General features: G+C 50.3%; 16 protein-coding genes. 5 read left to right on the top strand and 11 right to left on the bottom strand.

Annotated elements, in window-relative coordinates; all coding sequences use genetic code 11:
• Window positions 1-38: 38 nt before the first annotated feature.
• Window positions 39-1142 carry a glycosyltransferase gene (locus ACVA58_RS16775; RefSeq protein ID WP_446511522.1) on the bottom strand — a complete coding sequence of 368 codons (1104 nt, stop codon included), beginning with the start codon at window positions 1140-1142 and terminating at the stop codon, window positions 39-41.
• Between the two features lie 78 nt (window positions 1143-1220).
• Window positions 1221-2276, bottom strand: coding sequence for a CDP-glycerol--glycerophosphate glycerophosphotransferase (locus ACVA58_RS16780; RefSeq protein ID WP_446511523.1), 1056 nt, complete (start codon window positions 2274-2276; stop codon window positions 1221-1223).
• 140 nt (window positions 2277-2416) lie between these two features.
• Between ACVA58_RS16780 and waaA the strand changes: the two genes are divergently transcribed.
• Window positions 2417-3706, top strand: a complete 1290-nt coding sequence (waaA, locus tag ACVA58_RS16785) for a lipid IV(A) 3-deoxy-D-manno-octulosonic acid transferase (RefSeq protein ID WP_446511524.1) — start codon at window positions 2417-2419, stop codon at window positions 3704-3706.
• Window positions 3707-3747: 41 nt separating this feature from the next.
• Here the strand turns inward: waaA and ACVA58_RS16790 are convergent, their stop codons facing one another.
• Entirely contained in the window at window positions 3748-4452 is a 705-nt protein-coding gene (locus tag ACVA58_RS16790) for a 3-deoxy-D-manno-octulosonic acid kinase (protein WP_446511525.1), read from the bottom strand.
• Between the two features lie 91 nt (window positions 4453-4543).
• On the opposite strand from ACVA58_RS16790, the gene ACVA58_RS16795 reads away from it, so the two are divergent.
• Together ACVA58_RS16795 and coaD are read left to right on the top strand one after the other, a co-directional pair.
• Window positions 4544-5581 carry a glycosyltransferase family 9 protein gene (locus ACVA58_RS16795; protein ID WP_446511526.1) on the top strand — a complete coding sequence of 346 codons (1038 nt, stop codon included), beginning with the start codon at window positions 4544-4546 and terminating at the stop codon, window positions 5579-5581.
• Window positions 5582-5606: 25 nt separating this feature from the next.
• Entirely contained in the window at window positions 5607-6092 is a 486-nt protein-coding gene (gene coaD, locus ACVA58_RS16800) for a pantetheine-phosphate adenylyltransferase (RefSeq protein WP_446511527.1), read from the top strand.
• 108 nt (window positions 6093-6200) lie between these two features.
• On the opposite strand, the gene ACVA58_RS16805 is transcribed toward coaD, so the two are convergent.
• The 6 genes from ACVA58_RS16805 to radC form a co-directional block, all read right to left on the bottom strand.
• On the bottom strand, window positions 6201-7208 hold the full coding sequence (locus tag ACVA58_RS16805; protein WP_446511528.1) for an NAD-dependent epimerase: 1008 nt from the start codon (window positions 7206-7208) through the stop codon (window positions 6201-6203).
• Window positions 7209-7393: 185 nt separating this feature from the next.
• On the bottom strand, window positions 7394-8203 hold the full coding sequence (mutM, locus tag ACVA58_RS16810; protein WP_446511529.1) for a bifunctional DNA-formamidopyrimidine glycosylase/DNA-(apurinic or apyrimidinic site) lyase: 810 nt from the start codon (window positions 8201-8203) through the stop codon (window positions 7394-7396).
• Between the two features lie 37 nt (window positions 8204-8240).
• The gene (locus ACVA58_RS16815) at window positions 8241-8726 is read right to left on the bottom strand and encodes a hypothetical protein (RefSeq protein ID WP_446511530.1); all 486 of its coding nucleotides are present in this window, start codon (window positions 8724-8726) and stop codon (window positions 8241-8243) included.
• Window positions 8727-8910: 184 nt separating this feature from the next.
• Window positions 8911-9078 (bottom strand): 50S ribosomal protein L33, encoded by a 168-nt coding sequence (rpmG, locus tag ACVA58_RS16820; protein ID WP_004405486.1) that lies wholly within the window; start codon window positions 9076-9078, stop codon window positions 8911-8913.
• Window positions 9079-9091: 13 nt separating this feature from the next.
• Window positions 9092-9328, bottom strand: coding sequence for a 50S ribosomal protein L28 (rpmB, locus tag ACVA58_RS16825; RefSeq protein WP_107349761.1), 237 nt, complete (start codon window positions 9326-9328; stop codon window positions 9092-9094).
• Window positions 9329-9501: 173 nt separating this feature from the next.
• A complete protein-coding gene (gene radC, locus ACVA58_RS16830; RefSeq protein WP_446511531.1) occupies window positions 9502-10176 on the bottom strand; it encodes a RadC family protein in 675 nt (224 codons plus the stop codon).
• Between the two features lie 281 nt (window positions 10177-10457).
• Here radC and coaBC point away from each other — a divergent pair, with 281 nt between their 5' ends.
• Both coaBC and slmA read left to right on the top strand, forming a co-directional pair.
• The gene (gene coaBC / locus ACVA58_RS16835; RefSeq protein WP_446511532.1) at window positions 10458-11675 is read left to right on the top strand and encodes a bifunctional phosphopantothenoylcysteine decarboxylase/phosphopantothenate--cysteine ligase CoaBC; all 1218 of its coding nucleotides are present in this window, start codon (window positions 10458-10460) and stop codon (window positions 11673-11675) included.
• 193 nt (window positions 11676-11868) lie between these two features.
• Window positions 11869-12486, top strand: coding sequence for a nucleoid occlusion factor SlmA (gene slmA / locus ACVA58_RS16840; RefSeq protein ID WP_446504495.1), 618 nt, complete (start codon window positions 11869-11871; stop codon window positions 12484-12486).
• Window positions 12487-12560: 74 nt separating this feature from the next.
• Here the strand turns inward: slmA and pyrE are convergent, their stop codons facing one another.
• A complete protein-coding gene (gene pyrE, locus ACVA58_RS16845) occupies window positions 12561-13202 on the bottom strand; it encodes an orotate phosphoribosyltransferase (RefSeq protein ID WP_446511533.1) in 642 nt (213 codons plus the stop codon).
• A 122-nt stretch (window positions 13203-13324) separates the two neighbouring features.
• The gene (rph, locus tag ACVA58_RS16850; RefSeq protein ID WP_255040317.1) at window positions 13325-14041 is read right to left on the bottom strand and encodes a ribonuclease PH; all 717 of its coding nucleotides are present in this window, start codon (window positions 14039-14041) and stop codon (window positions 13325-13327) included.
• Between the last annotated feature and the right edge of the window lie 62 nt (window positions 14042-14103).

Consider the following 14103-nt stretch of genomic DNA (forward strand, 5'->3'; position numbering starts at 1 on the left):
TCTCGCTCCCCATTTTGCAGCTGCGAGTCTTCTTGCGATTAACTCAATAGCGACTTATAACAATTCAGTGTTGCCTCAACACCCTGCTCTACATTGAACTTATCAATAACCCGCTGCTTGGCAGCGATACCGTATTGCTTGCATAGCTGACGATCGTTATATAACTTAAGTATCGCATCGACCAAAGCTTTAGCATCACTAGGCGGAACCACAATCCCGGTTACGCCATCGGCAACCAACTCTGCATTACCACCAGTATCAGACACAATAGAAGGAACGCCGTAAGAGTTTGCTTCCAGCACCGCACGACATAGCCCTTCTCGTTTAGTCGTTGGAAGAATAGTGAGATCTGATGACGCAGCCACTTCTGGAGCATCTTCACGATAGCCCAAGGCATGAACCCTAGCAGACTTCCCACTGCGGGCTATCATTTGCTGAATTTTCTCCGACTTAGGATCGGCACCAACGAGCAGAACATCAATATTGATATCATCCGGCAATAACTTCATCGCATCCATCAATACATGCAGACCTTTTCTTGGTCTTAAGTTCGCCACTAAAGATAACTTAAAGCTATCTTCAGGCAGGTTGAGATGTTCCAAGTTAGCTGGCGAGTTTTGGTACCAAGATTGATCATGACCTTTATAAACAGTGACAGCCTTACTCTTATCCCCCCAGATATAGTTTTGCAGGTCGACCTCAATCGCCTTGGCAACACAAATGATTTTATCTAAACGAGGATTTAGCATGGTTAAATAGCTCGTCGGATCAAATCGACTAATATTGCCGGTCTGCCCACGGTAAGCAATGACCTTTGCTTTTGTGCCAATCGCAGCAAAACACCCATTCGAGCAAGCAATATTGTTATAAAGGTGCAGAATTTGAATGTCGTTTTCAGTGATATACTTGCGAATTTCCTTAATGGTATCAATGTTCACTTTCTTGTCTAAAGGATCAGTCACCACCTTGACCCCTTCGGCTTCGAGGAAAGGGATCAAGGTCGAGCCTGGATTGCACATCACAGTGACGTCAACCTGTCCAGATTTATGCATTCCTATTATCTGAGACGCTTCTGGTCGAATAGGGTTGATGTTTTTTCTTCCATGGTGTGTCACCGCTAGAACTCTAATTTTCTGACTCATCTCAAATTACCATATCTATACAATACTGAATGCACTGGCACATAAACCACACTCAAACGACTGAATAAAATAACGCTCTTATAATTTCCAGTAACCCAACTTTTTACGCATCTTGAATTGACGCAGCAAGTTCAACGGCTTGGATTTAAGCCCCGCCCTGCCGTCTGTCAATATTTGATTTGCCGCGTCCAGCACTCTCAAACTAGAGTTGCCATCCATATAAGGGTGAAGCTCCTGGCAGTATTGTTCAATTTCAGTCATCAGTGCCGCAGGATGTTGCAAGGCTTGTTCCAAGGCGGACTCAACCTGCTCAACATCGGTGACATTCAATAAATGTCCACTCGGGATCTGATTACGAAATGTTACTACCGGTTTGCGCTGCAATAAAAACATTAGCAAAATCGAAGACGTATCGCACAGCATCACATCCGCCGCTTGCAGCAAAGGGAGCACATTATCTGTCTCGACAAACTGCAAATTCTCGTTTTGCAGTTGCTTATATTGCTCAACAGTGGCTGGATCCATTTTCGGGTGGAATTGAATTAACCAGCGCCATTTCCCCGTCGCCGCCAATGCCTTAATTTTATCGTAAAGAACAGGCGCACAAGTCAAATTACGGGAAAAGGTCGAGCACATGAGTATTGTCGGCCGTTCGTCGTCAGCAGCTTTATAAGGATTATCGATGATGGGTGAAAACAACGGATCCAACGCCGGCCACCCTGTTTGGGTAATCCGGAAGTAGCCATGCTCTGCTGCCAACTGTTCGAAGCGCTCGGTCGTGTTTGGCCCCTGAGTACAATACAAATCAAAGCACCCTCTAATCTGAAAGTGGCCATTACGAGCTCTTTTTCCAGAGTTAAAGCCATGAAACACGCCTACTTTAATACCAGGAATAAAACTTGGAACCACATTTCCTGGAACAAAGACGATATCCGGCCGCCAAGCTTTTACAGCCTCTACCGACGACAGTAGTATTTCATCATCTTTAATGTAACTAGGATCTGCCTCGCCCCCCTCGATGAACCAGCAAACTTCCCCCCCCAGTTTAAGGATGGCTTCTTGCAGCGGGCGCAACATGGCGTAGGAGTAATTCTGGGCAATGTACATTAAATAGCGCTTGCTCTGATGGCTCACAGCTTCACCCTCGGCGTCAAATGACAAAAAATAATGTGTATTCTATCGCAATCATCAGAAAGATTGGGAAATATCCCTACCTGTTCTCAAGCATATATCCCGTTATAATAGGCTGATAACCCAAGACCACAAGCTACCGTATGTTTATCCGAGCCCTGTACACCTTGCTACTGGCAACTGCTTCTCCATTGCTATTGTTTGGCCTTTACCGTCGCCGGCCCAACAAGCCCACCTTCGGTCCACGCTGGAAAGAACATTTCGGCTTTACGCCACCACTGTCGGCAACAAATAGCACCCAACCCATTTGGATCCATGCGGTCTCTGTCGGTGAGTCAATTGCCGTTATTCCTGTTATCAAGGCCATCAAAGCCCAGAATCCCAAACAAACTATCGTCGTCACCACAACTACCAGCACCGGGGCCGAGCAGATTAGCAAACTGGGTAATCTGGTTGAACACCGTTACATGCCGATTGATTTTGCCTGGTGTGTTAGAGGGTTCTTACGATCAACCCATCCATCGGCCATGCTGATCATGGAAACAGAATTATGGCCCAATACCCTGGCCACCGTACACAACGCAGGGATCCCAGTAATTGTGATGAATGCCCGTCTGTCAGCGCGCTCAGCCAAGCGATATGCCAAATTCCAGCCGGTGTTCAATATGATAGCCCCCAACCTGAATCACTTGCTGTGCCTGCACAAAGATGATGCCGAGCGTTTTGCTGACTTGGGGATCCCGGCAAACCGCCTTAGCGTAACCGGCTCGGTCAAATTTGATATCCAGATCGAGTCCACTCTACTTGAACAGTCCCAGCAGCTTCGCCAGCAACTGGGGGGTATGCGACCGGTATGGATTGCTGCCAGCACCCACAAAGGGGAAGATGAGCAAATCCTCGAAGCGTTCAAGGCAGTCAAAAACCAACACCCGGAGTGCCTGCTGATATTGGTACCACGCCACCCGGAGCGCTTCGACAGCGTTACCGAATTGTGCCTGTCGCAACAACTAAACTGTGTTCGCCGCACCTCAGCACAAAACGTCGATGACACGACCGATGTGTATCTAGCCGATACCATGGGAGAGATGTTGCTGTTGATGGGAGCCGCCGATGTTACCGTCATGTGCGGTAGTTTGATCGGCGATAAAGTCGGCGGCCACAATATGCTTGAGCCCGCGGCACTAGCAAAGCCCATACTGACCGGACCGAGCTACTACAACTTTACCGACATAACCCAGCAGCTCGAAGCCGCTGGTGCATTGGCGGTTTGCGATAACGCCAAACAGATAGGAGAGCGTCTAACCGCACTGCTGTCCGACCCAGCACAATGCCAACGTATGGGCGAGGCAGCCATTGAGGTCGTGAGACAGAATCAGGGGGCCGTAGCCAAAACACTCGCGGTGATCGACCAGCAACTATCAGGCAAAAGCTAGGGCGGCAAGCTAACAACTAAGATGGCAAGGCACCTGAAGAATCAGTCAGCCTGATAGCCGCTCAATAACCATTGCCAGCATTGCGGTTCAAACTTGATCCCCCGCTTGCCCTGCTCTTTGACAAAAGAGCGGTGCAGGCGGGACAAATTATCATCTTTCCAACCCTCGCCCTCTTTTTCATAACACTTGTCAAAATCAATCAGCCAGATCTGCTGTTGGCTATCCAACAAGATATTGTGGCTGTTGAGATCGGTATGGCAAACCTGCAGATCGTGCATCTTTCTGACCATCTCTCCTATCGCCCGCCAGTTTACTTCCGGCAAGGCAGCATGCTCCAGCTGCGCGACTAAATCCTTCGCGTCAGCTACCTTCTCGACCAATAAATCGGCACGGTAGGTCAAGCCCTGCTTGATCGCACGGGCGGCAACTGGGCGCGGCACCCTCACTCCGCCTCGAGCCAGCTTATCAAGCAGTTGGAACTCCTCTGCAGAGCGGGTTTTCTCCCACCCTGTAAACCAATAGGCATCTTCCACCAGCTTGCCGAACAACCCGCCACGGCGGTAATGGCGCAGTGCCATCTCTATGTATTGGCCTTTGACAAACCATGTCGTCCCACGGCCCTGGGCCGAGCCAATAACTAAATCTTGCTGCTGCCAGAAAGTCGGTTCGAAGCATTGCTGCGGATCTTCAGCCAATAATTCAGGGGCAAACCAGATCCTCTGGTTACTGCTTGCTATTTCTTGCACGCTTTATCTCCAAGCTTGAGGGACAGAGTATTTTACAATCACTTACCTGAACTGCATAATTTCATCTCTGATTGATTAACAGGACTTTGTCATGGCGTTATTTACCACCCCGCCACGCTCAATTTGTATTCTTAGGCTATCTGCCATCGGCGATGTCTGCCACGCCATTTCAGTCGTGCAGGCGATTCAGGCCCATTGGCCGTCAACCGAGATCACTTGGGTTAGCGGGAAAATCGAAGCCCAGCTGATCGGCGATCTGCCCGGCATTAAGGTTGTGGTATTTGACAAGAAAGCTGGATGGACCGGTATGAAAGCCGTATGGCAAGCGCTTAAAGGCCAAAAATTTGATGCCCTGCTGCATATGCAAGCCGCCCTCCGTGCCAGCGCCCTGTCGCTTGGGATCAAAGCGAAATACCGCATCGGCTTTGGCAGAAACCGCACCAAAGAAGGCCAATGGCTGTTCACCAACCGCCATTTACCGCACACGGACAGCTTCCATGTACTGGATAACTTTGCCGACTTTGCCCGCTACCTTGGCGTCCCTTTTGAGACTCCACATTGGAACATTCCGCAGAGTGACGATGACAAAGCCTTTGCCGAACAGCAAATCAACGGCAGGCCTACTCTTATCATCTCGCCAGCTGCGAGCAAGGATGAGCGTAACTGGCTGACCGAGCGCTACGCTCAGCTTGCTGACTACGCCGCAGAAAAAGGGATGCAGGTCCTGCTGTGTGGCTCGCCGGCCCCACGTGAAGTTGCTTTAGGTGAGGCGATAAGCCAGCACTGCCAGCATACGCCGGTAAACCTGATCGGCAAAACCAGCCTCAAACAATTGACGGCCCTACTGGGCGCCGCCAATGTTGTAGTCGCCCCGGATACCGGTCCGGCTCATTTGGCAACGACCCAAGGGACACCAGTTATTGGCCTGTATGCCCACAGTAACCCAAAGCGAACCGGTCCTTACAACAGCCTACAATATGTCGCTAGCGCCTACGAACAACATGCCGAGCAACAGCACGGCAAGCCGGTGACTGAGCTGCCATGGGGTGCCCGGGCCAAGGGCGAAACCCTGATGCAAGACATCCAGCTAGATGATGTCACCGCCATCCTAGACCAACTTATTTCCTAATTCGATTTTCTGACTGGTATTCATTATGACAACCCGCGTTATCTACCCAGGCACGTTTGATCCTATCACCAACGGTCACCTCGACCTGATCGAGCGCGCTGCCGCCATGTTCGACCATGTTGTGGTCGGCATTGCCTTCAGCCCAAGCAAGAAGCCGCTGTTTGATCTCAAGGAGCGAGTAGAACTGGCTCAGCAGGTCACCCAGCATCTACCTAACGTAGATATTGTCGGCTTCTCAGGTCTGTTGGTAGATTTTGCCAAAGAGTACCAAGCCAATATTTTAGTGCGTGGTTTGCGGGCTGTTTCGGATTTCGAGTTCGAATTCCAACTAGCCAACATGAACCGTCGCCTAATGCCTGAGCTGGAAACTGTTTTCCTAACCCCGGCCGAAGAGAACTCTTTCATCTCATCGACCATCGTCAAGGAAGTTGCCCTGCACAAAGGTGATGTTAGCCAGTTCGTCGACCCGGTGATCTGCGACGCTCTGCAAAAAAAGCTCAGCACAAAATAATCTCTACGGCAAAAAAAAGAAGGAGGCAATCGCCTCCTTCTTTTTAACGTTGCCTATCACGTCGACAGCTGTTGATCGCCTCATTAACTACCGAGGCGTCGTTAGCTATCAGCGCTGGTAGTAATCACGGTACCAATCAACAAAGGCCTTCACACCTTCCTTGACCTTCACTTCCGGCTTGTAGCCTGTGACGTCGAACAAATCTTTCGTGTCGGCATAGGTAGCATAGACATCACCCGGCTGCATCGGCATGAAATTCTTTTTCGCTTCGATACCCAGCGCGTCTTCCAGTGCCTCGATATAGTCCATCAGCTTCACAGGGCTACCATGGCCAATGTTGAACACGCGATATGGGGCCGAGCTGGTTGCCGGTGTACCAGCTTCTACGGTCCAATCTGGTGTTTTTTCAGGGATCTCATCTTGAATACGGATAATCCCTTCAACAATATCATCGATATAGGTGAAATCACGGCGCATATCACCGTTGTTGTACACATCGATCTCACGTCCCTCGATAATCGCATTGGTAAACTTGAACAATGCCATATCCGGACGCCCCCAAGGACCATACACGGTGAAAAAGCGCAAGCCCGTCGTCGGCACGCCGTATAAATGCGAGTAGGTGTGTGCCATCAGTTCATTCGATTTCTTGGTGGCGGCATACAAGGAGATCGGGTGATCGACACTATCCGCGGTATCGAACGGCATTTTCTGGTTAAGGCCGTAGACCGAGCTCGAAGAGGCATACACCAAGTGCTCAATATTATGATGGCGGCAACCTTCGAGGATAGCCAAATGCCCAACTAGGTTACTGTCAGCATACGCCATTGGGTTATCGATTGAGTAACGCACACCTGCCTGAGCGGCCAGGTGGATCACCCGGTCAAATTTCTGATCGGCAAACAGATTGGCCATACCATCACGGTCAGCCAGATCCAAAGCAATGAAAGTGAAGTGCGGGTGGGCAACCCTGGCTAACCGGGCTTCTTTGAGTGATACCTCATAATAGTCATTAAGGTTATCAATCCCGATCACCTCATGTCCCATGGCACAAAGCCGTTCTACCACGGCACTTCCGATAAAGCCGGCGGCACCGGTAACCAAATACTTCTTCATCTGCATAGACCTTACAAAACTGTACTCGTTATACATACTTAGTATAACCGTGTGTGGCGGGATCATAGCACCCGCGAGTTAACAGGGCTAGAGTCACCAGGCTAAAGCCGGATCAATATTATTGACACTGATATTCAGCCCTATTGAAACAACCTCGGAAGGGGGGGAACAAGCTAAACGTCTCACTATTTCTGGCAATCACTGCAATACACCGTGGCCCGCTGGCCAATTTTCACTTCACTGAGTGGTTTATCACAGCGTGGGCAGGGCTCTCCTCCCTTACCATAAACCTGAAGCTCCTGGGCAAAGTAGCCCGGTTTTCCATCGGCATTCTTGAAATCTTTCAAGGTGGTACCGCCCTGTTTGATGGCAAAGGCCAGCACCGATTTGATTTCATCGACCAGCAAGCCAAGCCGCTGGGCAGAAATTTTACCGACCTCACGCTTGGGGTGGATCCCCGCAGCAAACAGCGACTCATTGGCATAAATATTACCGACACCAACAACAACGTGGTTATCCATAATAAATTGCTTAACGGCAGTACGTTTGCCCTTGGCTTTTTCTTGCAGGTAATCCACCGTAAAAGCCTCGCTCAACGGCTCTGGGCCCAATTTAGCCAAGACCGAATGCACATCCTCTCCGGACTGCCACAGCCAGGCCCCAAAGCGGCGAGGGTCGTTATAACGTAAGATCTCACCACTCGACAGGCAAAGGTCGACATGGTCATGTTTTTCCGGTGGTATCCCAGACGGCAGAATCCGCAAACTGCCCGACATCCCCAAGTGGATAATGGCATAACCGGCGTCGGTCTTGAGCATCAAGTACTTGGCGCGACGGGTTACCCGGCGGATCACTTGCCCTTCAATCTGGCTGATTTCTTGCGGCACCGGCCAGCGCAACTTAGGGTTGCGCACAATAATTTTGGTGACGGTCTGATTCGTAACATGGGGCGAAATCCCCATCCGGCTCACTTCCACTTCAGGTAATTCAGGCATGACGTTCTCTATCTTGGCGATATTATTATGACGTCAACTATAACACCGGCGGAAACAAATAGGCTTCTTCCACTGATACCGCCAGCCATTCGCCCTGCCAGTTTTGTAATAACCAGAATTGCGGCTGCTGGTAGACCGTGACCCTGACTGGCTCTTCCTGCCCCGCAAGCCAAATCTCGACACTGCTTGGTGGCGGCAGGTTTGGCTTGAGCTTACCGACCATCTCATTACTAATAGCGGTCCCCACCAATGCCTGCCAATGGCTGATCAATTGATCGGCTGGCAGAGCAACCCGCGGACGGGCAAACCAGCCCGCTTCCTCTCGCTTGAGACTGGTATGGGGTAAATGCAGCTGTTCAATAGTCGATTCGAAGGGCAGCAGCATCGCCATCTCTGAGCTCTCTAGCGACGAACTCTCTTGACCAAATCGCTGCTTAACAATCTCCGGTAGCTGTACCACGGCGATAAAGCAGATCACAGCGATAATCATCACATTGTTCCAGCCACGGCGAGATAGCCTCATTACGGTACTCCTTGAAAGCTAAATAGGAAGGTATACCTAAAACTATACCGTTAAGGTCTTAATAATGCAGGTTTTATGGTGCTGGCACAGAGGGATTTACAGGATAAGCAGAGAAGGGAGAAAATTCAGGTATAAAAAAACCCAGTTAGAAAACTGGGTTTTTATCAAAAAAGCGGTCAATCAATTACTTGATTTTCGCTTCTTTGTACATAACGTGCTTGCGAACTACAGGATCAAATTTCTTGATCTCGAATTTGCCTGGCATGTTACGTTTGTTTTTGTCGGTAGTGTAGAAGTGGCCTGTACCAGCAGATGATACTAGACGGATCTTCTCACGAATGCCTTTAGCCATTGTTCAAATCCTCTTAAACGTTCTCGCCGCGAGTACGCATATCAGTAAGAACGGCATCGATGCCTTTCTTATCAATGATACGCATACCTTTCGCAGAAAGGCGTAGTTTAACGAAGCGTTTTTCGCTTTCTACCCAGAAACGATGAGTTTGCAGGTTCGGCAGAAAACGACGCTTGGTGGCATTACGTGCGTGTGAACGGTTGTTACCCGTTACAGGACGCTTACCAGTTACTTGGCATACTCGGGACATTACTGTCTTCTCCAAATCGTTTCAGCTCGATATCTACCGTGGCTATTTCAATGTAAAAAGTAATTCTCACACATAACCACAGCTATCAAAGGTCGCGCATTATACTAAGTCAAAACCAGTTGCTCAAGTCCCGAGCAGTCCTTTCTCAACTTTTTAAGCAAAAAATGACGTTTTTATAGCCATCCTCGCTCTGCAAAAGAAGTGATTTCTCCGTCACCGACAACAAAGTGATCCAGAACTCGAATATCCACCAACGCCAGTGCATCACTGATGCGACGGGTAATTCGGCGATCTGACTGACTTGGCTCTGCCACGCCTGACGGGTGATTATGCGCTAAAATGAGCGCGGCTGCATTAAGTTCTAGCGATCTTTTTACAACTTCCCTCGGATAAACGCTCGCAGAATCGATTGTTCCTTCGAAAAGTACCTCTCCATTGAGTACCCGATGCTGGTTATCAAGAAATAAAATATAAAACGCTTCACGGTGACGATCACGCAGTACATGGCTGAGATAACGTCTGGTATGAGCAGGGCTTGTCAGCGCATCTTCCTTCTTTAGCGTCTCTTCCAAATGACGCTGGCTCATTTCCAGAACCGCCTGCAGCTGGGCATACTTGGCAGGTCCTAACCCTTTATATTGGCAAAACGTGGCTTTATCGGCTGCCAGCAGTGCCCGCAGCGAACCAAACTTGTCCAGTAGCTCTGTCGCCAGTTCTATCGCATTCATCCCGGTAATACCGGTACGCAAGAAAATCGCTAGCAGTTCGGCATCCGACAAGGCCCCGGGGCCGCGATCCAATAATTTCTCCCTTGGCCGAGACTGCACCGGTAATAACTTGAGCGTCATATCTACCTCCTGAAGCCTTAGCTAAACGCCCTCCTCTGCATTAAGCAAGTTACGTCACTGTATCTCCTGCCACCTGCACAAAAAAAACATGACTAACTTGCAACTCCCGACTCAACACTGCCAACTGGCTCGCAACCCAGAGTCTTCAATACCTCTCATACCAACAACCTACAGACCAAATTTGATCCCGAGCAAGGAAGCTGGCTTTTTTTGGTGACTAACAATTTTTGGTGGTAAGGTGTGGCGCATTGACATTCCGGATATCGAGAGCAGGCAATAAGATGCAAACTTTGGCAGGAAAAAAAATTCTCCTTGGGATCAGCGGCGGCATCGCTGCCTATAAATGTGCAGAGCTAACACGCCGACTCATTGAGCGCGGCGCACAGGTACAAGTCGTTATGACCAAGGCCGCCAAGGAGTTCATAACCCCGCTCACCATGCAGGCAGTATCGGGCAGACCGGTATCCGACAGTTTGCTGAATCCGGCCGCAGAGGCCTCTATGGGCCACATCGAGCTGGCCAAATGGGCCGATTTGGTGCTGCTTGCCCCGGCAACTGCCGATTTGATCGCACGTATGGCCGCAGGCATGGGCAACGATCTGCTCACGACTTTGTGCTTGGCAACAGACTCGCCGATAGCTGTCGCCCCGGCAATGAACCAACAGATGTACCGTCATGTTGCCACCCAGGAAAACATAGCCACCCTCGCCCGACGTGGTTGCCATATCTGGGGACCCGCGAGCGGCGAACAAGCTTGTGGCGATATCGGCCCGGGCCGAATGCTCGAACCGATGCAACTGGTCCACTTAGCGGAAGACTTCTTTAAGCCAGCCGACCTAGACGGCATGTCTCTTACTATTACCGCAGGTCCAACCCGTGAAGCCATTGACCCCGTTCGCTACCTGACCAACCATAGCTCCGGTAAAATGGGCTACGCCATTGCTGAAGCCGCCGCCAAGCGTGGTGCAACAGTCACCCTAATCAGCGGCCCGACCAATCTGGCGACGCCAAACGGCGTTAGCCGTATCAATATCAGCAGCGCCGAGCAGATGCACCAAGCTGCACTGGAGCATGCACCTGCCAGCGATATCTTCATCGGCTGTGCGGCAGTTGCCGATTTCCGCCCGGCAGAGGTTGCTGGGCAGAAGATGAAGAAGAATGACGGCGAGGATGACATGGTGATCCGCTTGGTGAAAAACCCAGACATCATCGCCAGCATTGCCGCGCTGGAAACCGATCGTCCATTTACCGTCGGTTTTGCGGCCGAGACCCAAGATGTCGAGCAATACGCTCGCGGTAAACTGACTCGCAAGCATCTTGACCTGATCTGTGCCAATGACGTATCGAACGAACAACAAGGTTTCAACAGTGATCAAAACGCCCTGCACCTATATTGGCCAAAAGGTGATAAAGCCTTGCCGCTAACCAGCAAGGCAGAGCTTGGTACGCAGTTAATCGATGAAATCGTCGAACTGTTCAAGGCAGGGCAACAAAATTAATTCCCATCACCAGTGCTGAGGAATTAACCGAATAAGATCAAATATAAAGCCCAGCCCTTCAGGTTGGGCTTTTTTTGTCGATAAAGAGATCAGTATCGGCGGGCAATGCTTTTCACAACAGGATTACGCCGCTAAGATATGCGGGTTTCACCCTGTCCAATGACAGTCTTATTTTGAAAAGGAACGGTTATTCATGGCTGGCAACAAGAAAAACAACCGCCGCGAAGAAATTTTGCAAGCGCTGGCACAAATGCTGGAATCTGCCCAAGGCAGCCAACGTATTACTACCGCTAAGCTGGCAGCCCAGGTTGGTGTCTCGGAAGCCGCCCTCTACCGCCACTTCCCAAGCAAAGCGAGAATGTTTGAAGGGTTGATCGAGTTTATCGAAGACGCTATCACCACCCGGATTAACCGCATCCTCGATGATGAAAAAGACACCCTGCAACGCCTTCGCATGGTACTGCAACTGATCCTCGGCTTTGCCGAGCGCAATCCGGGCCTAACCCGTATTATGACCGGCCACGCCCTGATGTTTGAACAAGATCGCCTTCAGGCTCGTATCAACCAGCTGTTTGAGCGTATCGAAACCCAACTGCGACAGATCTTGCGTGAGCGCAAGCTGCGTGAAGGCAAAGGCTTCCCGGTTGACGAATCCATCTTGGCCGCCCAACTTCTCGGTCAGGTCGAAGGCAGCCTCAACCGGTTTGTCCGCTCGAACTTCAAGTATAAGCCGACGGCGAACTTCGACGATTACTGGCACCTTCTCAGTGCTGAACTGGGTCAAGAGCGGCGCGAAATCCTAGTTCCCTAATAAAAAATCAAATAAAAAAGCGAGAGGTTTTCACCTCTCGCTTTTCCATAAACTAAATTCTAGGTTCTTACACCTTAAATCCCGTATTCCGCACGGTAAGATTTCACCGCTTCAAGGTGTTGCTCCATGCCGTCCTTCTCTGCAAGGTAACTCACCACGTCGCCCAGCGACACGATAGAGATCACCGCACAACCGAAGTCTCGCTCGACTTCCTGGATTGCCGACAGCTCGCCCTTGCCTTTTTCCTGACGGTCAATGGCAACCAGCACACCGGCCAAATCAGCACCGTTGGCCTTGATGATTTCCATTGATTCACGGATCGCAGTACCAGCAGTGATCACGTCATCCACCAACATGATACGACCTTCCAGCGCACTACCAACCAGGTTGCCACCTTCACCGTGAGCCTTGGCTTCTTTACGGTTGAAACAGTAAGGGGTATCAACATCATGATGATCGGCCAATGCAACAGCCGTGGTGGTCGCAATTGGGATCCCCTTGTACGCAGGACCGAACAACACATCGTACTCGATACCTGCATCCACCAATGCCTCAGCATAGAAACGGCCTAGGCGTGCAAGATCACGTCCCGTATTGAACAAACCCGCATTGAAGAAGTACGGGCTCTTACGGCCGGATTTCAGAGTGAACTCACCAAACTTCAATACCCCTTTCTCCAAGGCAAATTCGATGAACTGACGCTGATATGCTTTCATGGTCTCTCCTTAATAGATGCAACTAGTTATTACTATTTAAATCAATGGCCAGGATATCACTTTCAGGCAAAGTGATATCCAAGCCAAAAAAAAGCGGCTCCAATAGGAACCGCTTCAAAAAATTAACTTTCCAGCGCCTGCTTCTGAATGCTGACGATATCGGCAATGCCGTCTTTGGCCAGAGCCAGCATGGCCAGCAATTCTTCGTGACTAAAGGCTTCGCCCTCAGCAGTACCCTGGATTTCGATCATCTTACCTTCTTCGGTCATGACCACGTTCATGTCTGTTTCTGCCGCCGAGTCTTCGACATACTCCAGATCGCAAATCGCCTCGCCGTTGTAAATACCGACAGAAACAGCAGCAACCATGCCTTTCAGCGGACTGGCTTTCAGCGTCCCCTTTTCCAGCATATAGTTGATAGCATCAACTAGGGCCACCATCGCACCGGTGATAGATGCAGTACGCGTACCGCCATCGGCCTGGATAACATCACAGTCTACCGTGATCATCTGCTCACCCAGCGCTTCCAAGTCAACCGCAGCACGCAGGCTACGAGCGATCAGGCGTTGGATTTCCATCGTACGGCCGCCCTGCTTACCACCAGCCGCTTCACGGCGGTTACGTGAGTGGGTTGCACGCGGCAGCATGCCATATTCAGCCGTCACCCAACCTTGACCTTTACCTTTTAGCCAGCGTGGCACATTTTCTTCCACACTTGCGGTACAAATCACCTTGGTATCACCAAACTCAACCAACACCGAACCTTCGGCATGGGCAGTAAAATTACGGGTAATAGTAATAGGACGAACTTGGTTGTTGCTTCTTCCGCTTGGACGCATCGGTGGCTTCCCTCTGGCTGGATGACATTAACCGGCGATTATAGCCACAACCAACCGGTTGT

The sequence above is a fragment of the Photobacterium sp. DNB22_13_2 genome (assembly GCF_052873915.1).

Coding starts and splice junctions, on each gene's coding strand:
- ACVA58_RS16775 (WP_446511522.1), bottom strand. CDS start 1,142: ATGAGTCAGAAAATTAGAGTTCTAGCGGTGACACACCATGGAAGAAAA.
- waaA (WP_446511524.1), top strand. CDS start 2,417: ATGTTTATCCGAGCCCTGTACACCTTGCTACTGGCAACTGCTTCTCCA.
- ACVA58_RS16795 (WP_446511526.1), top strand. CDS start 4,544: ATGGCGTTATTTACCACCCCGCCACGCTCAATTTGTATTCTTAGGCTA.
- coaD (WP_446511527.1), top strand. CDS start 5,607: ATGACAACCCGCGTTATCTACCCAGGCACGTTTGATCCTATCACCAAC.
- ACVA58_RS16805 (WP_446511528.1), bottom strand. CDS start 7,208: ATGAAGAAGTATTTGGTTACCGGTGCCGCCGGCTTTATCGGAAGTGCC.
- mutM (WP_446511529.1), bottom strand. CDS start 8,203: ATGCCTGAATTACCTGAAGTGGAAGTGAGCCGGATGGGGATTTCGCCC.
- ACVA58_RS16815 (WP_446511530.1), bottom strand. CDS start 8,726: ATGAGGCTATCTCGCCGTGGCTGGAACAATGTGATGATTATCGCTGTG.
- rpmG (WP_004405486.1), bottom strand. CDS start 9,078: ATGGCTAAAGGCATTCGTGAGAAGATCCGTCTAGTATCATCTGCTGGT.
- rpmB (WP_107349761.1), bottom strand. CDS start 9,328: ATGTCCCGAGTATGCCAAGTAACTGGTAAGCGTCCTGTAACGGGTAAC.
- radC (WP_446511531.1), bottom strand. CDS start 10,176: ATGACGCTCAAGTTATTACCGGTGCAGTCTCGGCCAAGGGAGAAATTA.
- coaBC (WP_446511532.1), top strand. CDS start 10,458: ATGCAAACTTTGGCAGGAAAAAAAATTCTCCTTGGGATCAGCGGCGGC.
- slmA (WP_446504495.1), top strand. CDS start 11,869: ATGGCTGGCAACAAGAAAAACAACCGCCGCGAAGAAATTTTGCAAGCG.
- pyrE (WP_446511533.1), bottom strand. CDS start 13,202: ATGAAAGCATATCAGCGTCAGTTCATCGAATTTGCCTTGGAGAAAGGG.
- rph (WP_255040317.1), bottom strand. CDS start 14,041: ATGCGTCCAAGCGGAAGAAGCAACAACCAAGTTCGTCCTATTACTATT.